This is a genomic window from Paenibacillus sp. 102, from assembly GCF_039549175.1.
In the GTDB taxonomy this organism is placed as follows: Bacteria; Bacillota; Bacilli; order Bacillales; family Bacillaceae_G; genus Bacillus_A.
The window spans coordinates 278806-303285 of sequence record NZ_JBCGHT010000002.1; the positions used below are offsets into that span (position 1 = coordinate 278806).

Sequence of the window (24480 nt, forward strand, 5' to 3'; positions counted from 1 at the left end):
TTTATTATATGAAATAGAAAATAGATGGTTCTTTTCGAACAACTATTCCGACACTTTTAACCATTCATCCCATTCTTTTTTTGTATCTCCGATGAATATATTTTGAAGTTCAATCTTGTCTTCATCTGAAACAAACTGGCTTGCAAGCCCAACAAACCCAGTGCAGATCTTTGGATTCTGACTTTGCAACTTCTTAATCAAATTCAGTGTACTTTTCAAATATCGTTCTTTTGAACATGATATAAACACATATTTAGGTGTGAATTGCTTGATAGCTGTATGAATCTCATCTTCCTCTAGGCCTGTCCCAAAATATGTTGCTTGATAGCCTTTCAAACGTAAATATATCGTAAAAAGAAAAAGATGTAATGCACTCAATTCTCCTGGTGCACATATCGCCAAAGCTTTTGGCAAAACCAAATTAGTATGCGTATTATGATAAATCATTCCAATGCGTGAACATAAAAATGACTCTACATACCGCTCTTGTACAGCTGTTATCTCATCATTTTTCCGCATAGTCGCTAATTTATCAGCAATCAGGATAAATATATGAGTGATTACTTTTTCCATTGTATAAATAACAAATGCCTCGTTTAATAATTCACGAGCATGTATTTCATCAAATTTTAACAAATAACGAAGGATATCGTCCACTAAAAATACTTCTTTACTATACGTCATCTCAACTGAATTGTGATTTTGCAATCGATTGCTCTCTAATAACTGGACTGCTTGACCAATTGTAAAGCCTTCATTTACTTTATTCATTAACCATTTTAAAATTCTCACATGCTCTTCTGTATATAGGCGATGCCCAGCATCATTGCGCTTTGGAGCAATAATATGATATCGTCTCTCCCAAGCCCGCAGTGTACTCGGCTGAATTCCAAGCATATTTGAAACTGCTTTTATATTATATTTCCCTTTTAAAGTTGGCATGTTTTTCCCACCTTTAAACCGAATATCTCTTACATTTCTCCTTGCAAAGTAATTAAGTGCGTTTGAGATGGCGCTCGAAAACGTAGTGGTATCAATGTCGTTCCATACCCGTTACTCACAAATAATGTTGTACACGGATACTCATATACACCGCCTTTTAGATAACGCTTAGAATGAAATAAGCGAATTTGCCCCCCATGAGTATGGCCACTTAATACGAGGGAAATTTGTTCGTGTCCTGACATTTTGCTTACAATATCAGGGTTGTGACTAATCAGGATACGAAAACCTTCTTCTTGACAATCCGCTAGCGCTAAATCTAAACGATCTCGTTCTAATCCAACATCATCCACACCTAATAAACAAAGCTTGTCGCCACACTCTGATTCAAACAGCACCCTTGTATTATCGAGAATTTTCACACCATGTTCTAGTAATAACGCATCTAATTCATGATAGTCAATTTCATAATCGTTATTTCCCCATACAAAATATATAGGACCAATTTTACTTAACGTTTGAATATTAGCAGTAATTTGTGGTAACGATACACCCTTTTCCGCTAAATCACCACCAATAATAACAAAATCAACGTTTCCTTTTACCTTTTCAATTAAAGAAGGTGAAATAACTCTCCTATGGATATCTGAAATAAAAAATATCCGAACCTTTCCAAGGCTTTCTGGGAAATTTACAAATGATAAAGTATGTTCTAGCAATGTATTACGCATTGCTTCTCTATACATCATAAACAGACAAATAAAGCCAATACATACAAATACGCTACCTATTACAATCCATAACATATACTTTTCTCACCTTCCCTCCGAGCAAAATATAATCCTATCAAACTATATCGTCAAAAAGGTGAATAAGACCTCATCTAATATCAAAGGTTTCATTCACCTTTTTCAGTTCCCTCATACAACAATTATTTTACTGCCCTATTCCTTCTCCACTTTTTCTTTAACAGGAATTTTTATTTCTTTTCCTACTTCTAACTGATCGTCTTGTAAATTGTTATAGTTTTTAATAATTGTAGCCCCATCTTCATTCGGAAAATACTGTTTCCCAATGCTTTCGAATGTCTCTCCCTCTTTTACAATGTGCGTTTCAAATTTTTCTAGCTGCTTCTTTTCTCCTTCACCATGTTTATTTGAATCGAAAAAAATCACTTCAAACGCATTTTTTTCAGAGGTATCATTCTTGTTTGCACTTTTCACTTCGATATACTTATCCGTATACCATAAAATACTAAGCGGTAACAAAATAAATAAAAATGTTAACACCCGAACAAAAAAGTGGTTAATCTTAAATTTAGATTTTTTCTTCTCTTTATTTCTATGAATCTCACTTCGCGGCGGTAAACCTTCTTCTGTTTGCTCTTCTTCTAGCTCTTCTTCCAGCTCTTCTTCAAAATCGGGAATTTGTTTTCTCATGCTGTTCACCACCACCTTCCACTTATTTTCTTAATTGAAGTCCCATTATAAAATCAACAAGAAAGTGTGCAAATATTGTTATAAACAAATTTCCTGTCCATTGAAACACATATCCAAACAGAAAACTAATCGTACATACAAAGCAAAATAGAAATGGTTTCCTCACATATCGAATATGTAAAACAGCAAAAATAAGGCTTGCAACTACAAGTCCAAAATGCGTCTGTAATACACCTCGAAATAAAAACTCTTCCGCGAACCCAATAACAAACGTAATAACGAATAATTGGATTACAGAAATCCCTTGGAACATTCGGTCATTAATTCCACCATCATCAAACCACGATTCTGGCAACACTTGCATTGCAATATAATCAAATAAAACAACACTGCCCGCAACCAAGCTGCCTATTACAAGAATGGAAATGGGTTCCCATTTCCACAAATCATAAAATTCATTCCTATTTGGAAATAATATATAGGCTAATATGCAGCCAACACCTATAATTATTAATTGTGTTATATAGAGATTCAACCGTATTTCTTTCGGACCAATGTCTTCAATACTACGCCTTTGAATATTGATCATTCCTCCGTTCTTTCATACCAAAGAGCAATTGTAACTCCGCTTCCCAATTATAGTCGAAAATCGATTGTCTTGCTCGTCTTTTTTTGTAATCTACTTTTGAAATACCACAGTAGTCACAGCAATTTTTTACGTGAACTTCCTTCTTATATCCAAATTGCTGTAGCATCTGTTCCCGTCTACACCCTTTATACTGTAGCCACGATTTCATATTTTCTAGTTGACTATATTTATTCCGAAGACGCCCATCTACTTCTAACATTAATTTTTCCCTCGTTTCATCTGACAAGGATTCCATAATGAGCTTCTTCTGTTGTATGATTTTCATCTTTTCTAAGTGATAACGTACAAAACGCCAATGTTGCTCACTAAACCTTGCAGCATTATAACAAATTTCTTCCACATCTTCTATTGGCAATACTTTTGTGTGAAACATCTTTTCTTGTAGTAAGGAAAATAAAAATTGAATTTGTTGTTTATTTGGTAATTCATCCTCAATGATAGAAAGCGGTAGGTCATGATCCAACGGACTACAAAGTAGAATCGCAATACTCGCTTCTCCATCTCTTCCTGCCCTACCAATCTCTTGTAAATAAGAAGCAATATTTGCTGGATAATGAAAATGAATAATATACCTTGTATTCGGCTTGTTTACACCCATACCAAATGCACTTGTACATATAACAAGCTGCAGTTGATCGTTCATGAATTGCTGCTGAATTAACATCCGCTCTTCATGTTCCATTCCACCATGATAAAATGCAACATCAGCTATACCTTTACTCCTTAAATATTCTGCCAGGCGCTCCGTCCAAGCCCTGCTCGAACAATAAATGATTCCTGGTCCTTGCAAATAAGTAACATGCGTGAGAAGTGCTTCTTTTTTTTCTTCTATCGTTTGTACAAATTGTACTTCCATGGCAATATTCGGGCGATCAATCGAATACAAATGCTCTGCTACATTCGTAAGTTTTAAACTATTTATAATATCTTGTAATACTTCTTTTGTTGCAGTAGCTGTTAATGCCAATACAGGGGGGTGCCCAATAGCCGCTATAACTTGATCTAATTTTTTATAGTCCGTTCGAAAATCGTAGCCCCATTGCGAAATACAATGTGCTTCATCTACAACAAATAGCGAAATATGAATCCTTTTTAGTTCTCTTACTATTACTTCAGATTGCAACATTTCTGGCGAAACAAAGACAAATTTATAAGAAGCTAATCTTTTTATCGCTTTCTTTTTTTCAATTAATGTACGAAAACTATTAAACGCGATCACACGGTCCTTCACTACATATTTAAGCTGCGTTACCTGATCTTCCATTAAGGATAGTAATGGGGAAACAATTAGTACTGTTCCATCTTGCATAAGGCCTGGAAGCTGATAACATATTGATTTCCCTCTTCCGGTCGGAAGCATTGCTACAACATCTTTTCCTTGTAATAAATCCGCAATAACCTCTTTCTGCCCTTCACGAAATTCGTTATAACCAAACCACCTATACAAATAATCCTCAAGCCTCATTTACAACCCCCATCTGCGCTAACACAAGACGAATTTCAAAATAAGAAACCGCTTCTCCTACTGCTTGCTTTAACACACGTAACTTACGTGTTTCTAATGTTTCAATAATGCGCTGCACATGCTTGATTTTATTTTTTTCCATAAACATTTCAATAGAAAAATCTCTTTCTCGTAATGCAATTTCAACAAAATGATCTTCTATTGTTGCAACCTTTAAATTTCTAATTGTTGCAATCTCATCTAAAGAACGCCCTTGTTTCCAAAGCTGATATGTTTTCTGTGTTGATAAACTAAACAAATCTGCTCTTTCATTCGGATAAGAAATAATCTTTGTTAATAACGGAAAGTCGTTTCCATTATCTCGAACAGATTGAATAAAGAAATGAACGGTGCCCCAAAATAAAAGATATACGCGAAATACATCTTGGTTTGTAATTTCTGCAAGTTGCTTTAATGTATATCCAATCCGTTCGTACCCAGTTAGTCGATATGTAAAAATCGTTGCTTCTATAGGCAAAGTATCTTTTAACAGCATATGCATCTCTTTCCATAAACTTTTCGCAAGTTCACTTCTTGCATATGGTATCCCGATGAGAAACTGCTTAACCCACATCATTACCTCTGTATCTTGTTGGATTGGAATAAACTTTGCATTTTGCTGTTGTAAATTTGATACAGTTTGAATAATTAATGAAAGTCGTTTCCAAAAGATTTCACCAAGGTCACCATAGTGCAACCCATGTAAATGCTGCGGAAAAGAAAGTGTTTTTTCCCAAATTTCCAGTTGTTCCTTTCCCGTACCAGTTAAAATGTACGTATTTTCATGCACACCATGAATCCATTCTTTATGTAATACATGTTCAATTTCCTGATCATAATCAGAACGTTGTAATGATTTGTATATTCCAAACAGAAAAGAAATGTGAAATATATTTCCATCTTGTAATGTTTGTGAAGAACGTTTCCCTTTTAAAAGGTGATAAATGGAAGAAATAGTTCGTTCACCATTTAATTGTTTTATACAATATAGTAAAGTATATTGTAACTGCATCGCCGCTTCCACCTCTCAATTACATCTATATTTTCTATTGTATCAAACTGTACAGCATTTGGGCATTTTGAAAATCTTGTGTAATAAATCAAAAATAAGTTGACACTCTAATTGATAAGCATTATCATTATAATTTTATGTTGAAAAGTTTGAAAAACCGTTTTACAATAAAGTTATAATTTTTATAGCGAATATTTTCACATACATATTATCAGGAGGGAAAAAGAATATGACAAAATATACAATTGTTGATAAAGACACTTGCATCGCATGTGGAGCATGTGGAGCTGCTGCACCAGACATTTATGACTACGATGATGAAGGTATTGCATTTGTAACATTAGATGATAACCAAGGTATCGTTGAAATTCCAGATGTATTAATCGAAGACATGATGGATGCATTTGAAGGTTGTCCAACTGACTCAATTAAAGTTGCTGACGAATCATTCGATGGCGACGCTTTAAAATTCGAATAGTCTTGTTATTAACTTCAAAAAATCCCCCTCATTTTTATGAGGGGGATTTTTTGTTATTGATTTCACTTACAAAAAAAGCCATCAGCAGTATACTTACCTCTGATGGACAAAATTTCTATGCATTTTTCATTTTTGCAAATACCCATACTTTTAAACGTGAAAACAGTGCTACAAACACAACTGTTACAACAATCCCTTTAATTAAATTAAATGGGAGAATTGCCGCTACAATCAATTGTCGCATTCCACCACTAGACATAGCAGGCTGATCTAAAAACCAAGTGTAGGCTGGTAAAATAATGAAATAATTTAACACACTCATAATTACCGCCATAGTAACCGTTCCTAACATTAACCCTGTTGTTAAACTTTTTACTGTGCGATACTTCCGGAATAGGAAAGCTGCTGGTCCAATAAATAGACATCCAGCAATAAAGTTCGCTATTTCTCCAACCGGAACCCCTGTTAAACTCCCTTGAATTCCGTAGTGAAGAATATTTTTTATCGCTTCTACAACTACACCTGCAATCGGGCTAAAAATAATCGCTGCAATTAAAGCTGGCACATCACTAAAGTCAATTTTTAAAAACGGTGGAAGTCCTGGAAATGGGAAATCCAACATCATAAGCAAGTACGCAATACTACTAAGCATCGCTACACTCACCATTTGTACTACACTGTTTTTTTGTTTCATCCTTCTCTCTCCTTTTCCATCGATCATCTCATGGAAAGTGGAAAGGTTCTGCTATGCCTATTCCTATCATGAAAAAACCCTTTGTGTTTTACACAAAGGGAGAATTTTTAGGCACATCAAACAGACGTTCAAATACTTATCTTTTTTGAACGCTTGAACCTCCATCTTCTCCCATCCAGACTTTACTGTCGGCTTTGGAATCTCACCAAATCCTGCCTTAACGGCTCGCGGGCTTAGAACGAAAAACAACTGTTCATCACCGCCGGTCGGGATTTTCACCCTGCCCCGAAGATAGACCGATATTCTATTTTCTCCACCATTATACAACATCATCATACAGTTGTGAATAAAAATGTTTATAACTTATAAATAGTAAGTAATGCTTTCATTATGAATACAACCTAAAAACAGCCATTGGATTATGTGACAACACAATCCATATTTTTTACAATTCGATTTTTTCCTTCGCAATTCCCTAGTCATCCATACAGAAAAGTGATAAGATGTTGAATTGTTAAGATAAGAGCATTTTCTTAATACGGAGGAAATGTCATGAGGAAAGAAAAAAGACACTCTATTCAAGAAACAATGAAAAAAAATTTAAGAAAAGAATACTTTTATTTAAAAAAAGAATTACTTTTCTACTGCCCAATTGATTTAGGCACATTTTCAAAAGAAACATACTATGCTACTTTTGATGAAGAAGGAGTTAGTGTTTATCAGTATGATAAAACAACAGAAAGTAAGCTAAAGCTATGTGAGCGTCATCCTTGGAACGGTTGGGATAAAGTGAAAATTGATCACTATTTAACAACATCACAATTTGTTTTCCAAGGAAAACGGAATTGGATTCTCTCTCTCTTTCATAAAGGAAAAGAAGCCCAAAAAATAATTGAAGAACATACTTCTTTACAAACAGAAGTTGTTTCTCGATCCTTTTTGAAAAAACTTCCTGGTTTTCGTTCTAATACAATTTTAAACAAATACATTGGCAGCATCTGTTATACAGCACTTATTGCGTTTTTATTAAAATGGATTATTCCATTCCAACACATACAAGTTGCCTTGTATTCTTTTTCTATCGGTTGTATGCTCCTTGGTCTACTGTGTTTGACAATTGGATTAATCGAACCAACCATAGTATTATTTCGAACAACGGAAAAAACGAGGGCAAAGGTCTTTTATTATTATAGCTATTTAGCCATTTCTGGATTTATATGTGTCTTTATTTTTTGGTAAAAAAGAGCTAGTTCTCCTAGCTCTTTTTTAATTTATATATAATTTTTGATTTGGATAAATTTGATCTTGTCGCAATGCGTTTTTCACTTTTATCTCATAAACAGTCATACCAAACTTACGAGCAATACTAACAAGCGTGTCTCCCTTTTGCACAATATACATCGATGATGAGACCACTTGGTTTCTTTCTTCATTTAAAACAAGCAACGGGTTCATTGCATTTCTTTTTCCAAACGTCCAAATGCCTTTATGAACTTCTAGGTGTAGATGTGCTCCTCGTGATTCACCTGTGTTCCCTACTTCGCCAATTACCTCACCTCTTGCAACGCGCTCCCCTTGAAGTACATACCTCTTATTGAGATGAGCGTAAACAGCTTCATATTCTCCATGTTTAATAAACACTACATGTCCATAACTATTTGAAAAATAGGATTTCGTTACCGTTCCACCTCGAATCGCTACGACCGGCGTTCCGATTGAGGCAGCTATATCAATACCATAGTGTTTTCCATTTCTTGTTCCAAAATAGTCACTAATTCTCCCATCTACAGGCCATGTCCATCGTCCGTCCTCAGCATAAGCATATACTTGTGAACTAAAAAACAATCCAAAGACAAGTAACCCGATCTTTAAGACTTTCATATACATCCTCCGTTTTTTAATAACCGTCACACTTTCTCTATTGTGGTATATTACGGAAAAAAGTATACAAAAAAAAGGAAGTGAATTACTCCACTTCCTTCTCTTCCTTATTACGAAAAACAATTGCACTTCGTTTATATTCAACGTCGTTCACATTAAAACGAGCGTTTATCACTCTAGCAATTGCAAATAAATAATCAGATAATCGATTGACATATCGCAATACCACTTCATTTATTTCATCTTGCTTTCCTAACGATACAATATGGCGCTCAGCCCTTCTCGTTACCGTACGTGCAACATGAATCATCGCAGACGCTGAGCTCCCGCCAGGCAAAATAAAACGCTCTAGCGGCGGAGCTTCTTCTATGTAGCGATCAATTCGTTCTTCTAAATATATAACCATCTCTTCCGTTACTGTATACGGCATTGTTTGCTGCACAATTGCTAAATCCCCGCCGCAATCAAACAACTCATGCTGAATCTTTTCAAGCTCATCATATATGTCCTGAAAGCGTTCTTCTCGAATCATGGTCATCGCATATCCAATATGAGAGTTTGCTTCATCAATTGTTCCATATGCTTCTACACGAATATAATCTTTATCAACTCGCCCACCGATAATACTTGTTTGTCCTTTATCTCCTGTTTTCGTATATAGTTTCAAATATTCTACACCTCTTTTTTAAATTTTTATTCATTACACGATTTATTACAAAGGCATAACTGAAAATCTTCCTTTTTTAAGAAGAGAACACCTAGCCATGTGAAAACAGAAGAAAAAAATGAGTATCGACCCTCTTTTAATCTCATAGCCGCGACTTATTTATCAGCAAATCAACATGGATTTATTCTTTAGTCTAACCTTTTGTTTTTCAATCAACCTTCATAGAGAGACTACCATCTACAAATTGCACGGTAAAACAAAAAGCTCTAATATTCTTTATTCCATTGAGAAAATATTAACACTCAAAAAGAATAAAAAATACTAGAACTTCAGTATTCACTCACAGCAATATCACTTATATTGATTGACCTGGTAAATATACAGAGAATGTTGTCCCTTCTCCAACAACGCTTGATATAGAGATTTTCCCATCATGACCTTGCACAATGTTTTTAGCAATTGCAAGCCCTAAACCAGTTCCACCTGTTTTCCCGCGTGTTCTTGCTTTATCAGCTTTATAGAAACGATCAAACAAGAACGGAATATCTTCTTCAGGGATACCTGCACCTGAATCTTGTACTTCAAAAACAAGTCCATTATTTTTCGTATCAATAATAAGCTTAACATGACCACCTGCGTTTGTATGCCTAATTGCATTATCTATTAAGTTCGTTAATACTTGTTCCATACGATCTGGATCAAACGGATGCTCCGCAATTGGATGACGGAAATCAACAGTTAGCTGTACTTCTTTATCCTGTGCAATCCCTTGGAACTTACGACCAATTTTCTCAACAAACGGATGAATATCCACTTCAGATATATGCAGTTCTACATGGCCACTTTCCATACGTGCTAAATCTAAAAGTTCATTTACAAGACGACCTAAACGAACTGATTCATCATAAATAATTTGTACAAACTCATTTATCTCTTCTTTTGTTTGAACAACATCATCTAATATTGCCTCACTATATCCTTGAAGCATAACCATCGGGGTACGCAATTCATGAGATACATTCGCAATAAAATCTTGACGCATTTTCTCAAGACGGCGTTCTTCTGTCATATCTCGAAGAACTGCGACAGCACCACGAATTTTCGTTTGATTATATAACGGAGTCATAAGGACAACGTAATTACCCTTTTGCAAATTAATTTCAATAACTTGCTGTTGCTCACTCTCTACGACAAGATGGAACAATTCAACAAGTTCAGGCGGCAAATTCCTACTTAATTCTAACTCTTTTTCTTCTTGCCAAACTTGTAAAAAGTGTTCCGCGGGCGGATTGATGACAACAACTTCCCCCTCTTGATTCAGCGTTACAACCCCATCTGCCATACTGCTTAAAATACTAGAAAGTTGTTCTTTTTCTTGTTGTAGTGCATTAATATTAAACTTCAATTGTTTTCCCATTTGATTTAACGCCGTTGCTAGCTCTCCTATTTCATCTTGCGAAACCATAGGTGCTTTCGTATCAAATTTCCCGCGCGCTACTTCAAAGGCAACTTCACGCATTTTACGAAGAGGGGCTGTAATTCGTGTCGATAAGAAAAATGCAAAGAACGTTGTTAAAATAATTGCAATTCCTGCTGATAGAAAAATGAAATCAGTCGCTTTTTCCATTCCTTGTTTTGGAACTTGCAATGATTGATACACAAATACCGCACTATGATTTGATGATTGTAGTGGTTTTCCGACAATCATAATATCATTTTCAGAATTCTTATTGGTTTTGTCATCAGACACTTTTTTTATTTTTTCTTTATTTTCTTTTTTATCGATAAAAACAGCTGCTAAATCTTTATCCTTTTTCAGATCTTCTATTGTAAGATCTACCAATCCTTCTTGTTTCGGTGAAGAAGAAACTTCATGATCCCCCTTCACAATAATAATTCGTGAGAGCGGATCAGCAAACTTATATGCGATATTCTCAATCGTTTTTTCATCTGCACCTTCTTCAATTAATTCCGAAACACTTGTCGCTACTTTTGTAAGCCTGTTTTCACTCATTTCAATATAGTAATTATCAAAAAACTGTGAAAGCAAAATGGCAACAAAGCCAAGAACAAATGAAACAAGAAGCAATATTGTCATCCATAGCTTTCCTACTACACTTCTCCAAAGCATCAGTCGTTCACAACCTCGAACTTATAACCAACACCCCATACAGTTACAATCATCTTCGCTGCTTCAGATGATTTTTTACTTAATTTTTCACGCAAACGCTTTACGTGTGTATCTACTGTACGCAAATCTCCAAAGAATTCATATTGCCATACCTCTTTTAGCAATTGTTCACGATCAAATACTTTATCAGGAGCCTTTGCTAAAAATAGTAATAATTCATATTCCTTTGGCGTTAAATTAACTTCATCGCCATCAGCTGTAACACGATGCGCATCATTATCAATTGTTAAATGCGGGAATACAATAACATCTTTTGTTGTTGTATCTTGGGTAAAGAATGTTGTTGTTACAGAACGGCGCAAGACTGCCTTTACACGAAGAACTACTTCACGTGGACTAAATGGCTTTACGATATAATCATCCGAGCCAACTTCAAAGCCTTGCACCCTGTTTACCTCTTCGCCTTTAGCTGTCAACATAATAATTGGTGTTGCTTTTTTCTCACGAATCCCTTTACATACTTCAATTCCATCTTTTCCAGGCATCATGATGTCTAACAAGATTAAATCATAGTCATTTTGCAATGCTTTCTCTAAAGCTGTATCACCATTATCAGCCTCATCAATCGTATATTGTTCTCTTTCTAAATACATTTTTAATAAACGGCGAATACGATCTTCATCATCTACAATTAAAATTCTTGGTTCATTCTCCATTGCTTCCCGCTGCCCGTAAAAACATGACAACGGTTCACACCTACCTTTCTACAATATACTACTGTTTTTACCCTTATTTCATAATTGACAATTCTAAAGTATTAGATTTGTACCTTAAACATTATGCTTCACAAGAATAATAAAGTTTGTTCATTTCTTTTCCAAAAATATGTATTTTTTTTGAACAGGACATTTAGGCCTCGACATCATTTTACAAAATCAACCTTTATTTTGCCATGTTTTTCTCAAAAAAGAAAAGAAATTGACAAAAATAAAATAGGAAAGTGACAATCACTTTCCTATTTTATCATGCTTAACCGAATCGCGTACTCCCTCTAAAAAGAGGTAAAAACTTACGCATATGAGTGTAAACCAGCAATAATTAAGTTCACGACTATAAAATTAAACATGATAATCGCAAATCCGATTACTGCAAGCCATGCCGACTTCTCACCATGCCATCCTTTAGATAAACGTAAATGTAAAACTGCTGCATAAAAGAGCCATGTAATGAGTGCCCATACCTCTTTTGGATCCCACCCCCAAAAACGCGTCCATGCAATTTGCGCCCAAATCATCGCAAAAATCAACGCTCCTAACGTAAAGACCGGGAATCCAATCGCAATAGAACGATATCCAATTTCATCAAGTAGATCACTATTAACGTTTTTCACTGCTGGCTGAATGGCCGCAGATACTCTTTTTCGTAAAATCAACCTTAATACAATATAAAGCCCCGTTCCAATAAGCAATGACCAAATTACTGTGTTTAATTTCTTTGCATTTATGATAGCAGGCATTTCTGCTATCGGTTCAAGTTTTCCAGTTGTTAGTAACTTCCCTTCATGAGGGCCGACTAGTGCGGGAAGATTGTATTTCATCTCTACTTTTTGTTCATTTTTATCTACCCATTGAAACTTCGCTTCATATTTCGTTGCTGAATAAACTGTTGTTGCAGCGATAAATCCGACAGCACAAACGAGTGTAAACACCACTGCTTCTAACCAAAATGTCCGTTTCGACCTTTTTGATTGATCTACATTTTTCAGCAAATACATAACTCCTGTAATAAAACTAATTGCTAAAATAGCTTGTCCAGCTGCTGCTGTTGTTACATGAATATGTAGCCAATTACTTTTCAGCGATGGAATAAGCGGTGAAATTTCTCTCGGAAACATACTTGCGTATGCAATTAATAATAGTGCGACTGGTAAAGCAAATAATCCGACTATACTGACACGATACATAAAGTACATAACAATAAAAGCACCAACAAGCATCATGCCAAAGAATGTACCAAACTCAAAAAAATTACTTACTGGTGCATGCCCCGAAGCCATCCACCTTGTTACAAAGTATACAGTTTGAGCCGCAAATCCTAAAATTGTTATGGTTATACCTATATTCGCCCACTTCCGCCCTTTTTCTTTAATCGCTCCTCCGAAGAACAGTGTTGCAATTAAATATAAAATAAAAGCGGTAAATAGGAAATTACTGCTTATTTGCACCATATATTCTCCCCACCTTAACTAATTTTTTGATCATTTACTTTGTCGTATGGTTGTGGAATTGTGGTTCCTTCCAGTACTTTCTCAATATCTTTCCGCAAGCCAAACCAGTTTTTATTTGTGTGGCCAGCAATCCACCATTCATCTTTAACACGTTGTATCCAGATGCGACGATGATTCCAATACATACCTTGAATCACCCCAACCATGAAGATAAATCCTCCGATTCCAAGAATCCACAGCGTCAAATCTTTTCTTACAATTAGCCCCGTAGCGTTTCGCATTTCTACTCCTGCAAAGGTCATTTTATATTGATTATTCCCTTCCGGTTCTATATTTTGTTGTATACCTACAAAGCTCACTTCTCCTTCTGGCTTCTCTGGTGTAAACATTTTAAAAACGAAAGCTGGATTGTTCGGAATCTTCGTTTTTGTATTCGGTTGACTATTTTCATCAAAATAAAAATCAGGGAAATAACTTAGTAATTTTATAGAATACCCATCTCCTAAATCGTATGTTTCTTTTGGATTTTCTAGATTCACTTTAATAGGTTTCCATTTTTGCTGATTATCTTTTTTCTGTAGAGAAAAAGACATACTACTAAATTCGTTTTCTTTAAAATCTAATTGATATAGGGCGAACTGATCAAATTTGAGCGGTTCATTTACTCTAATCTCACCTTTCTTTACCTTCTCTAACTTTGGTTTTTGTCCGGCAACATTTTCTCCTATCGCTTTGTATAATACAGCATTCGTTTGATAGTTTTTGGCAATCATTTTATCGCCTACACGCTCAATTGCATCATTAAATACTTGATCATCTTTACTTTTGTCATAAACTTCTTTTATAAACTTTTCATTTTTTAAATAATATTTCCCATCGGTCCCTGGTATCTCTTTCGTTTCACCATCACGTAGCCATAGCGATTCATCCACATACATGCTTGGCAGAAACCGTAGCATTGCTCCAAATAGAAAAATAATAAGACCAATATGATTCACATATGGACCCCAGCGAGAGAATCTTCCTTTTTCCGCTAAAATATTTTCGCCTTCGACTCTTACATTATAATTTTTCTTCTTTAAATTTGCTTGAATCTGTTCTAAATCCCCCTCTTTCGGAGATCCTGTCCCATACAACCGTTGTCTCTTTAAAAAACTCGGGTGTCTTTTTACCCCCTGCTTTTTTAAAGCTTTATAAAGCGGAATTACACGATCTAAACTACATATAACAAGTGATACACCAATCGATGCAATTAAAATCATATACCACCATGAACTATATAAATTATTAAATCCTAGTTGGTAATATAGTTGTCCAAGAAAACCATATTCCTGTTCATAATATTCACTCGGGGTGACACCTGGAGGTATGTACATTTCTTGCGGAAATATGGTTCCAACTGCTGATGCTAATAGAGTGATGACAATGAGCCATATCCCTACCTTCACAGAAGAAAAAAAACTCCAAACCTTATCTACAATCGTTTTCGTATGAGTAAGAGAGCGCCGGGCACTTCCTTCATATCTCATATCTAATAATCTCGTACCCTCTTTATTTTCAAAAGGTTTCCCGCAAGCTTCACAAAAAATTGTGCCAATTGGATTTACATGTCCACATTCACACTTTATCTGTTCCAATATTCTCACCGCCTCTTGTTTCTATCTATCATTGTATCTTCTAAGCGCGAGTTACCGCAATACTCAGAATTTTCAAGAGAGGTACTAAGACAAAGCAAAGCACCTTCATCTAGTAAATACGTCTACTATTACGTTATGTAAAGGCCTTCTTATTAAGGAGTAATTTTCTTTAAATATTCCTCTATTTGTTCCTTCGTTTGTGTACCCGTAATTTTTTCAATTACATTTCCTTCTTTATCGATTAAAAATGATGTTGGGAGTGGACCAACACTATACGTACCAATTATTTCTTGCCCTTTATCAATTGCTACAGGGAACTTTAATCCGTATTGATTCACAAAATTTTTCACTGCAATATTCGTTTCATCTGCATCTAACGCAATGATTTCAACGCCTTTTTCTTTATATTTAGGATATAATTCATTCATATAAGGCATCTCTTTTTCACACGGTTTGCACCACGTTCCCCAAAAGTTTAAAAACACACCTTTTCCTTTCAGGTCATTTAACTCGATTTTCTTTCCTTCTAAATCTGTAACAACAAAGTTAGGTGCTTTTTTCCCAATTTGCATTTTTTCCTTATCAACAAAAAAACCTTGATAAAGTGTAAACCCTACTGCCACGCTTAAAATAAGCAAAATTAGAATGCGAAATAGTAAGCGATTCTTCTTCATACTCGCTCCCCTCTCTTTGATGAATTTGTATGTAAACAATTTCTGTAACTACTAACTTGTCCCTTACTTCGAGCATTCATTTCTTTTTGTATATATGTCTTCATAACTACTTGCACAAAGGGTAGTTTAACTAACCATCCGTGCGGAGATAAAACTCCTCCACGGACGGAAGTTTCACTTTACCACTTATCTCGGTTTTGTAGAAGCAAGTGCACGTAGTTGTTTTACTTCATGAGGTGATAACTCTCTCGCATCACCGGGGCGTAAGCTTCCTGCTTCTAGGAAAGCATAACGTTCACGTTTTAATTTCATTACTTTACAGCCAAGCGCTTCGAACATGCGGCGAACTTGACGGTTACGTCCTTCATGGATCGTTAATTGAACAATTGCCATCTCTTTACGTTTATCCCAAGAAATAATTTTCACCCGTGCTGGCGCTGTTTTTCCATCTTCTAATACAACACCTTTTTCCAACATGCGAATTTTCTCTCCTGTTAATGGTCCTTTTACTTTTGCAACATACGTTTTCTCAACTTTATATTTTGGATGCATTAATATATTTGCAAAGTCACCATCGTTAGTCATAAGTAATACGCCAGACGTATCATAGTCTAAACGTCCAATTGGGAATAGACGCTGTCTGATTTCAGGGAAAAAGTCTGTAACAACTTTTCTTCCTTTGTCATCTGATACACTCGAAATGACGCCAGTTGGTTTATATAGCAAGAAATAAGCAGGTTCTTCTTTTTCAAGAGGAATATTATTTACTTCTACTTTATCTTGAGGGGTTACCTTCGTTCCTAACTCAGTCACTACTTTACCGTTAACTTTCACTTTACCTTGCTGAATAAGTTCTTCAGCTTTTCTTCTTGACGCAATTCCAGCTTGCGCAATCACTTTTTGTAATCGTTCCATTTCCTTAATTCACCTCAAATTTATCTTACCTTCATTAGAAAGACTTGGCAACCGCCTAAGGTTTACAGCAATTTCCCTCGTCTATCATAAACAACATAGCTATAGTGCAAACTTTTAAAGGTCAAACGCTACTTTTATCCTTTATTATTGTTTACATTCATACAGTTGTTCACAACAAAAGTTCATTATTTTGTCAAAAACACTCCACAAAAAAACCACTATTAAGCTTACGCTTAATAGCGGTCGTATACGTATTATAAGCTAATTGACGCAAAAAATGAATACCGATTACTGAAACAATAAAGAAACAAACACAATAGAACAAATAATCCCAATTAAATCAGCAAATAACCCTACCTTTAAGGCATCTCCCATTTTACGAATCCCAACAGCTCCGAAGTACACTGTTAAAATATAAAACGTTGTATCTGTACTGCCTTGCATCGTGGAAGCAAGCCTACCAATAAATGAATCAGGTCCGTATGTAGCAATTAAATCTGTAGTAATACTTAATCCTGCCGAACCAGAAATGGGGCGTATGAGCGCAAGTGGTACAATTTCTGCTGGCACGTGAATCATATCTAACATTGGCTTCATTACAGAAATCATGGCATCTAGTGCCCCTGATGCCCTAAAAATAGAAATAGATACAAGCATCCCCACCATAAATGGTAAAATAGAAATAGCAATTTGGATTCCTTCTTTTCCGCCCTCCACAAATGATTCGTACGTTGGAACTTTTTTTATCGTGCCATATAATAGAATAAAACCGATCACACATGGGATCACCCATAATGAAATTGTATTAACGATACTCACTTTTTCCGCCCCTTTCTACTCCGTCTTCGGTAAAAATAGCGGTCAATCCAAATCGCTCCAATCATCGATAATATTTGTGCAATAAACGTAACACCAACAATTTCAGTCGGATTCGCCGATTCATACGTCATCCGAATTGAAATTACAGTAGTCGGTATCAATGTAATTGCAGATGTATTCAAAGCCAAAAATGTCACCATAGAACGACTTGCCGAATCTTTGCCCCCATTCAATGCCTTAAGCTGCTCCATAGCCTTTATACCAAGTGGCGTCGCTGCATTTCCTAATCCAAAAAAGTTCGCCATCATATTCGATAAAATAAACCCCATCGAAGGATGGTCTTTTGGTACTTCTGGAAACAACCTTTTTACCACTGGCATAAAAAATGAGACTAATTTCTTTAATAAGCCTGCTTCTTCAGCAATTTTCATTAAACCGAGCCAAAAGACTAAAACACTAATCAGCCCAATACAAATTGTTACTGCATCTTTTGCCCCTTCAAAGACTGCTTTATTCACTTCCTCCATCGTTCCGTTCACCATTGCATATACAATCCCAATAATCGCCATCGCTACCCATACGAGGTTAACCATCTGTTCTAACACCTAACATATGAGAAAAAATTTCTCTCACATCATTCCAATATACTCCAGTTGTAGCAACTAACTTTCGTTTGCTATAAAATAAATTACGCTCGCCTACTTTCTCGTTACCTACATAAATAATTGTTCTTCCTACTTTTCCTCCATTCTTTAACTTTGCATTTTTATCAAGTTCAACTTTTAACAAAACTCCTTTTCTTTCATCTACTGTTAAAGGTACAGAAAAATCATTTTTGGTATAAACATGATTTGTATACTTCTTTTCTTTCAGTCCAGATAATGCTCCTTGCCCTAGAACTTTCGTTAACTCATATTGTTTAAATCCTTGATCAAATAAATACATATGGTCGTCCCAATCATTAGATGCATTAAGCGTCACTACAATTAAATCTAAACCATCTTTCGAAGCGGTTGTAACAAGTGTACGCCCAGCTTTTTTTGTAAACCCCGTCTTTCCTCCTGTCGCAAATTCATAATAAGAGGTTACAAGTTTATGTTTGTTTTTCCATGGATAATCCCACGCTTTCGATTGATATGTTTTTGTTCCAAAAATTTTCCGAAACGTTGCATTCCCCATTGCATACCGTGTTAAAAGTGCCATATCGTATGCAGACGAATAGTGCGTACCGTCCCCATCTAATCCATGTGGATTTGAAAAATGTGTATCTTTCATTCCGATTTGTTTCGCCTTTTCATTCATCAAATAAACAAATCCTTCTATGCTTCCTCCAACATTTTCAGCAATTGCTTGTGCTGCATCATTACCTGAACGAAGCATTAAACCATACACTAAATCCTCCAGCGGTACTTTTCCTCCAGGTTTTAAATAAATTGCCGAACCCTCTACTCGAACAGCCTTATCGCTAATAGGTACAGCTTCTTTCATTCTTCCTGATTCAGCAGCAAGTAAGGCAGTCATAATTTTCGTGATACTAGCAATCTTCTGTGGTTCATGTTCTAATTTCCCATATAAAACTCGTCCTGAATGTTCTTCCATCAATATGGCATTACGGGCACTTACATCATTCATTTGTGCATATGTATGAATCGGTATAATACTTGCACACATTAAAACAAGTGCAATTACACTCCAAGTTCGTCTCATATTCCCCCACCACGTCCTTTTGGTACTTTTTGTACAAGTTTATGCTTGGCCCTTTAAAATATGAACGAAATATTCTTTTCTATACCCACAAAAAAGACGCACAAATATGCGTCTAATACGGTGTCCATTCCAACTGTTTCGCACTTTCAAATCGCTTTTCAACATCCGGCCAATTTACAACATTCCACCAATTTTTAATGTACTCATCTTTTCGATTTTGGTACTGCAAATAATATGCATGTTCCCATACATCAAGCACAAGTAACGGTATCGTATCCCACTGTGTGAATAATTGATGAAGGGTACTTTGTAAAATTTCTAATCTTCCTGAACGAGGTACCCACACAAGAATCGCCCATCCAGATCCTTCTACTTTCGACGCCGCTTCTGTAAAATGCTTTTGAAAGCGTAAAAAGCTTCCAAAATCTTTCTCGATTTGTCGAGATAATGTACCTCTTGGACTTCCACCCCCATCTTTTTTCATGTTATTCCAAAATATCGTGTGTAAATAATGACCTGAACCGTGAAAAGCTGCTTCCCTTTCCCAATGCTTTATCAAATCAAATTTGTTTGTTTTCCTTGCTTCTTCCATCATTTTTTCTGCTTTATTCAGTCCTTCTACATAACTACGATGATGCTTATCATGATGCAATATCATAATGTCTCGAGAAATATATGGTTCTAGCGCATTGTATGGATAGGGTAACGGAGGAAGCGTGTGGCCCCCAATTGGAACAGATCGCTCCGTATATGCTCTTTCATACAACTCATATTGTTCATTTTCTTGCATGAATACCTCTTGTAAATGACTCTGAATATGTTCCACATCATCACTTATCTCATACAATAATTCAGCGTCTGTTTCATCCTTATTTTCTTTCATACGGTCTAATAGCATTTGAATTTTATAGGCAAGCATATGGACGTCATACACTTCAGTTGCACGACTATCTAATACATGAAGAACACTTTCACACCAACTTTCTACTTCATGAAAGTAATCTGTAAATACACTTTGCTGATTCATACGACACCTCCTCGATGCTATCCTCTTTAACTATATTCAACGCATGTATCGTATATACCGTACAAAAAAGCAAAAGAAGCTAGTCTTTTGCTAGCTTCTTCGCATATTCTCTAATACTTATATAAGGTGAAACTTTAATTAGCCATTAGCAATTGAGCTTTTACGTTCAGCCTAACTCCAACCTGAAAAGAATGCTGTTCTTTCAGAATATCAATTTGTATGCATTCAAATCACGGCTGTGAACATAAAAAGAACCCTCTACTCTTTCTCTCCTTCTATTCTCACGCCGCATGAGGCCGAAAAAGGATCTGACCGCTTCTATCCACGGCCGGATCCTCTCTCACACCTAAAAAAAATGGTTTTCTCTCAATCTTATATTAATACTTGTGCAGCATCTTTGTTTGATAGTCCGTTTCATAATATTCCAATTCCTCACGCATTGTTTGAAACTTACCTTCTAATTCTTGCATTACTTTTTCAATTGAGCGAGGTGGTACTTGTTGAAAAGCAATGGAATTTTTTCCTGTATATGCCGAGCGACTATTTTCATACCATTGATCACTCTTTGGTGAAAAGAATTCAGCAATTACTTGATGATAGATTTTATATAATGTTTTCTCAGCAGCCGCTTTTCGAAATGGTTGACTACTCAATAAAACAAGGCACGCATCCAACCCTTCTTCACAAAATACAAGTAATCGTCTTAATGCCGATAATAAACCTTCATAATAATGCTTATTACCTTCTGATGACTCTTCTAATAAAGAAGGTAATGTATGATAATTTACAAAATCAGTCATTAAAGTAATAACCTCTTCTAAAAATCCCGAAATTTGATGCGTTTGATTTTCAACCATTGAATTAGACATATCCTTTTCTCTCCTTTGCCATTTTACGCTATTTCTACTTTTTTATTTTTATGTAACTCAGCCATTATGTTTTGTACTTTTACCACTGTTTTATCATCAAAATATTTTTGAAAATCTTCTATTACATTAATATACACACGCTTTTGCCCACGAAGTTCTTTATTTTTAACAAAACAAGCTAGAGCAACGATATCACGTAAATATATGTCTTGTTCTTCTATTTTAAAAACTGGATTTCCTTCAAACGGAGTAATTTCTTGCAAAATTTCTTCAAAATAACGGACATATAACACAGAAAATGTCTTTTCTTGTTCATTCAAAATATAAGTTACTTCAGATCGATTAAAGAAATCTTCTGACGTATTAGGTTGTGCTTTTTCTAGCTCATAGCCTGCGTAACCTATTATAACCATCCTCTTTACCTCTCTTCCTTATTTTGTTTTATTTTAACTTATTTTTCTGAATAAACAAAATTTTAATTCTTCATTAATTCTTATCAAAATATATATGATATTTCCATATTTATATAAAAAATAGCTTTTATATCCTGCAATTTACCTTTTTATTTTTCATGAAGTTTGTCATAATAAGAATATTGTCTCAGTTTTCTTATGCAAGGAGAGTTGTATTTATGTCGTTTTCGTGGAAACGTTTCTTACAAATCGGAAAAATTATTTTCCCATTTGTTGTCTTGACAATTGTATTCTTTCAAGCTCGAAAAGAATTGTCTGGTATTTCATTTCGAGAAGCAATTGAAACAATTAAAAACATTCCAACTGGAGGAGTCTTTTTAGCTATTACGCTCGGTGCATTTGCTGTTTCAACAATGTTCTTTTATGACTTTGTTATGCTCCGTTATTTAAAAGCAGATGTACCTATTCAAAAGATTTTCCGTGTTTCATGGACTGCCAACACTTTAAATGGATTTCTCGGCTTTGGTGGCCTTGTTGGAGCGGGCGTACGAACAATGTTATATCGGCCTCACGTAAAAGAGAATGGTAAACTTATCAAAAGTATCGCTTGGATGACGACCGCCTTTATTAACGGATTAGCCCTCCTCTCATTCCTCGGTCTTATCGGAATACTAGATACACGTTTTATTCTGCATGAAAAACCTTGGCTATGGCCTGTACTCGTCTTCTTTGCTCTTTTTGTACCGATATATATCGGGTTTTCTAAACTTAAAAATCGAAAACAAAAAAACGTAGACGGACAAGAGGAAGAGAAAAACCCAACCGTTTTATACTCCCTTGTTTCTTTAGTGGAATGGCTATCTGCCGGTATCGTCATGTATGTTATTTTAATATTATTTGGAATTGAGATTGATTTCCGGAAGTTTTTAGGAGTTTATGTCATTGCGGCTTTAGCTGGCGTTGTTAGTCTTGTACCAGGTGGTCTTGGTTCATTTGATCTTGTCTTTTTGACTGGTTTAGGACAATACGGTATCGATACAGGCGTATTACTACCCGCTATGTTACTATACCGCCTTGTATACTATATTTTACCGTTTTGCCTCGGTTTAATTTTTGCAGCTTTTGAAATGACAGGAGCTGCACTGAAAAAGATTGAAGATAAGCCATTTATCGCACCTGCTTTAGAAACAACAGGTGTCATTTGGACATTGCAACGTGATTTTTTAGGGAAATTAGGATCATGGGCATCCGCTGCATTAACCGTTTTTGCTGGCTTAATGGTTATCTTATCAACCATTTTACCAACAAGCATAAACCGTGCTCACGCGTTACATATTTTAGCTCCAAAACATCTCATTCAATTTTCTTTTAGTTTATCTTTAACCTTTGGTATCCTTCTTCTGATTCTATCACGAGGGATTTATTACGGAACGAAACGCTCCTACTATATGACGATTGTTTCTTTAATTGGAGCAGCAATCTTTAACACATTAAAAGGAATTGATATTGAAGAGACTTTTATTTTATTAATTGTACTGGCAGTATTATATATGCTCCGTAAAAGATTTGTGCGTGAGAAAATGGAAGTATCACTCTCTGATGTAGTCAAAGTATTTATATTTTTACTACTAACATTATATTTGTACAAAAACCTAGGTATTTTATTTGCTGGAGCAAAAGAAGCTTTTAAACCAGATTTTGTTGTTCGTAATATTACACAAGTAAAACGTAGCGCCCTTGCAGCAGCTTTCTTTGTCCCAACCTTTTTACTTATCGGTTCCCTTATTGCAAATCGCTACCGTAGTGTATTTCCTGGGCAACCAGCAAACGATAAACGTTTGCAAAACTTCTTAGATGAATATGGCGGAAATGTACTAAGTCATTTAGGTTTTTTAGGAGATAAACAATTTTTCTTCAGTAGTGATGGAAAAGCACTTCTTTTATTTTCAACAACAGGAAAACGTCTTGTTATACTCGGTGATCCAATTGGTGATCCGTCTTCTTTCCGCATGGTACTACAAGAATTTCTAGCTGAAGCAGATCGCTTCGGATACATTTGTGTTTTCTATCAAATTGAAAGCAAATGGATGAGCTTATATCATGATTTTGGCTATAACTTCTTTAAACTTGGTGAAGAGGCTGTTGTTGATTTAAATACGTTTACTATATCAGGTAAAAAACGTGCTGGATTACGTGCAACTTTTAACCGCTTTGAGCGTGAAGGTTATACATTTTCCATTCATCAACCACCATTTTCAGACGAGTTATATGAGGAATTAACAAAAGTTTCAAATGCTTGGCTTGGAGGAAAAAAAGAAAAAAGTTTTTCTCTTGGATACTTTGATCGTGACTATATAAATCGTGCCCCTATTGCGACTTTATCTGATGCTGAAGGAAAAATCATCGCATTTACAACCTTTATGCCCGTTTACCAAGCTGGTGAACTTTCTGTTGATTTAATGCGCTATTACCCTGATGCATCTGGTGGAATTATGGATGCGATTTTCATCCATTTATTCCAATGGGCAAAAGAAAACGATTATCATTCTTTCAATATCGGTATGGCTCCGCTCTCTAATGTTGGTTTATCTACACAATCCTTTTGGTCCGAGCGCGTCGCAGCAGCAATTTTCAATAACGTTCGTTATACGTATAGTTTTAGCGGTTTACGGCATTTTAAAGAAAAATATAAACCTGCGTGGAGCGGCAAATATTTAGCATTCCGAAAAAATCATTCCTTACCAATTACAATGCTTGCAGTAACAAAATTAATAGGAAAACGAAAAAGCAGCTAG

General features: G+C 35.5%; 24 protein-coding genes and 1 riboswitch. Of the genes, 3 read left to right on the plus strand and 21 right to left on the minus strand.

All coding sequences use genetic code 11. The annotated features are described in order from the left end of the window. Window positions 1-42 precede the first annotated feature (42 nt). The 6 genes from AAIE21_RS07365 to AAIE21_RS07390 all read right to left on the minus strand — a co-directional run bounded on the left by AAIE21_RS07365 (window position 43) and on the right by AAIE21_RS07390 (window position 5546). Entirely contained in the window at window positions 43-942 is a 900-nt protein-coding gene (locus AAIE21_RS07365) for a MerR family transcriptional regulator (protein ID WP_343266163.1), read from the minus strand. 29 nt (window positions 943-971) lie between these two features. Then, complete coding sequence (locus AAIE21_RS07370; RefSeq protein WP_343266164.1) at window positions 972-1748, minus strand: metallophosphoesterase; 777 nt, start codon at window positions 1746-1748, stop codon at window positions 972-974. Window positions 1749-1886: 138 nt separating this feature from the next. Beyond that, window positions 1887-2381, minus strand: coding sequence for a LysM peptidoglycan-binding domain-containing protein (locus tag AAIE21_RS07375; RefSeq protein ID WP_343266165.1), 495 nt, complete (start codon window positions 2379-2381; stop codon window positions 1887-1889). A gap of 22 nt (window positions 2382-2403) precedes the next feature. After that, the gene (locus tag AAIE21_RS07380) at window positions 2404-2967 is read right to left on the minus strand and encodes a CPBP family intramembrane glutamic endopeptidase (RefSeq protein WP_343266473.1); all 564 of its coding nucleotides are present in this window, start codon (window positions 2965-2967) and stop codon (window positions 2404-2406) included. Next, window positions 2948-4495 carry a RecQ family ATP-dependent DNA helicase gene (locus AAIE21_RS07385; protein ID WP_343266166.1) on the minus strand — a complete coding sequence of 516 codons (1548 nt, stop codon included), beginning with the start codon at window positions 4493-4495 and terminating at the stop codon, window positions 2948-2950. Before AAIE21_RS07385 ends, AAIE21_RS07380 begins: the two co-directional genes overlap by 20 nt. Next, a complete protein-coding gene (locus AAIE21_RS07390; RefSeq protein WP_343266167.1) occupies window positions 4485-5546 on the minus strand; it encodes a YpbB family protein in 1062 nt (353 codons plus the stop codon). The genes AAIE21_RS07385 and AAIE21_RS07390 overlap by 11 nt, the downstream gene beginning before the upstream one ends. Window positions 5547-5775: 229 nt before the next feature. On the opposite strand from AAIE21_RS07390, the gene AAIE21_RS07395 reads away from it, so the two are divergent. Beyond that, a complete protein-coding gene (locus AAIE21_RS07395; RefSeq protein WP_343266168.1) occupies window positions 5776-6024 on the plus strand; it encodes a ferredoxin in 249 nt (82 codons plus the stop codon). A gap of 115 nt (window positions 6025-6139) precedes the next feature. On the opposite strand, the gene AAIE21_RS07400 is transcribed toward AAIE21_RS07395, so the two are convergent. Then, entirely contained in the window at window positions 6140-6718 is a 579-nt protein-coding gene (locus AAIE21_RS07400; RefSeq protein WP_343266169.1) for an ECF transporter S component, read from the minus strand. A 159-nt stretch (window positions 6719-6877) separates the two neighbouring features. Further along, window positions 6878-7015, minus strand: a riboswitch (FMN riboswitch). Between the two features lie 255 nt (window positions 7016-7270). Here AAIE21_RS07400 and AAIE21_RS07405 point away from each other — a divergent pair. After that, entirely contained in the window at window positions 7271-7957 is a 687-nt protein-coding gene (locus tag AAIE21_RS07405; protein WP_343266170.1) for a hypothetical protein, read from the plus strand. 27 nt (window positions 7958-7984) lie between these two features. Here the strand turns inward: AAIE21_RS07405 and AAIE21_RS07410 are convergent, their stop codons facing one another. The 14 genes from AAIE21_RS07410 to AAIE21_RS07475 form a co-directional block, all read right to left on the minus strand. Further along, entirely contained in the window at window positions 7985-8599 is a 615-nt protein-coding gene (locus AAIE21_RS07410) for a peptidoglycan DD-metalloendopeptidase family protein (RefSeq protein ID WP_343266171.1), read from the minus strand. 85 nt (window positions 8600-8684) lie between these two features. Next, entirely contained in the window at window positions 8685-9266 is a 582-nt protein-coding gene (locus tag AAIE21_RS07415) for a cob(I)yrinic acid a,c-diamide adenosyltransferase (protein WP_343266172.1), read from the minus strand. A gap of 355 nt (window positions 9267-9621) precedes the next feature. After that, window positions 9622-11397, minus strand: coding sequence for an ATP-binding protein (locus tag AAIE21_RS07420; RefSeq protein WP_343266173.1), 1776 nt, complete (start codon window positions 11395-11397; stop codon window positions 9622-9624). Continuing rightward, window positions 11397-12113: a DNA-binding response regulator ResD gene (gene resD, locus AAIE21_RS07425; protein WP_174099685.1), complete on the minus strand. Its 717-nt coding sequence runs from the start codon at window positions 12111-12113 to the stop codon at window positions 11397-11399. Before resD ends, AAIE21_RS07420 begins: the two co-directional genes overlap by 1 nt. A gap of 353 nt (window positions 12114-12466) precedes the next feature. Beyond that, window positions 12467-13624, minus strand: coding sequence for a c-type cytochrome biogenesis protein CcsB (gene ccsB, locus AAIE21_RS07430; protein WP_343266174.1), 1158 nt, complete (start codon window positions 13622-13624; stop codon window positions 12467-12469). Window positions 13625-13638: 14 nt separating this feature from the next. Beyond that, window positions 13639-15264 carry a cytochrome c biogenesis ResB family protein gene (locus AAIE21_RS07435; RefSeq protein ID WP_343266474.1) on the minus strand — a complete coding sequence of 542 codons (1626 nt, stop codon included), beginning with the start codon at window positions 15262-15264 and terminating at the stop codon, window positions 13639-13641. 149 nt (window positions 15265-15413) lie between these two features. Next, window positions 15414-15935 (minus strand): thiol-disulfide oxidoreductase ResA, encoded by a 522-nt coding sequence (gene resA, locus AAIE21_RS07440; RefSeq protein ID WP_343266175.1) that lies wholly within the window; start codon window positions 15933-15935, stop codon window positions 15414-15416. A 186-nt stretch (window positions 15936-16121) separates the two neighbouring features. Further along, window positions 16122-16850: a 23S rRNA pseudouridine(2605) synthase RluB gene (rluB, locus tag AAIE21_RS07445; protein WP_343266176.1), complete on the minus strand. Its 729-nt coding sequence runs from the start codon at window positions 16848-16850 to the stop codon at window positions 16122-16124. A 288-nt stretch (window positions 16851-17138) separates the two neighbouring features. Beyond that, entirely contained in the window at window positions 17139-17669 is a 531-nt protein-coding gene (gene spmB / locus AAIE21_RS07450) for a spore maturation protein SpmB (RefSeq protein WP_033796016.1), read from the minus strand. Continuing rightward, a complete protein-coding gene (spmA, locus tag AAIE21_RS07455) occupies window positions 17666-18262 on the minus strand; it encodes a spore maturation protein SpmA (protein ID WP_343266177.1) in 597 nt (198 codons plus the stop codon). The genes spmB and spmA overlap by 4 nt, the downstream gene beginning before the upstream one ends. Next, window positions 18255-19376, minus strand: a complete 1122-nt coding sequence (locus tag AAIE21_RS07460; protein WP_343266178.1) for a D-alanyl-D-alanine carboxypeptidase family protein — start codon at window positions 19374-19376, stop codon at window positions 18255-18257. The genes spmA and AAIE21_RS07460 overlap by 8 nt, the downstream gene beginning before the upstream one ends. Before the next feature lie 112 nt (window positions 19377-19488). After that, complete coding sequence (locus AAIE21_RS07465) at window positions 19489-20403, minus strand: superoxide dismutase (RefSeq protein ID WP_343266179.1); 915 nt, start codon at window positions 20401-20403, stop codon at window positions 19489-19491. 377 nt (window positions 20404-20780) lie between these two features. Continuing rightward, window positions 20781-21272, minus strand: coding sequence for a YpuI family protein (locus AAIE21_RS07470; RefSeq protein ID WP_343266180.1), 492 nt, complete (start codon window positions 21270-21272; stop codon window positions 20781-20783). A 23-nt stretch (window positions 21273-21295) separates the two neighbouring features. Continuing rightward, window positions 21296-21685: a hypothetical protein gene (locus tag AAIE21_RS07475; protein WP_343266181.1), complete on the minus strand. Its 390-nt coding sequence runs from the start codon at window positions 21683-21685 to the stop codon at window positions 21296-21298. A gap of 218 nt (window positions 21686-21903) precedes the next feature. Here AAIE21_RS07475 and mprF point away from each other — a divergent pair, with 218 nt between their 5' ends. Continuing rightward, a complete protein-coding gene (gene mprF / locus AAIE21_RS07480) occupies window positions 21904-24480 on the plus strand; it encodes a bifunctional lysylphosphatidylglycerol flippase/synthetase MprF (protein WP_343266182.1) in 2577 nt (858 codons plus the stop codon).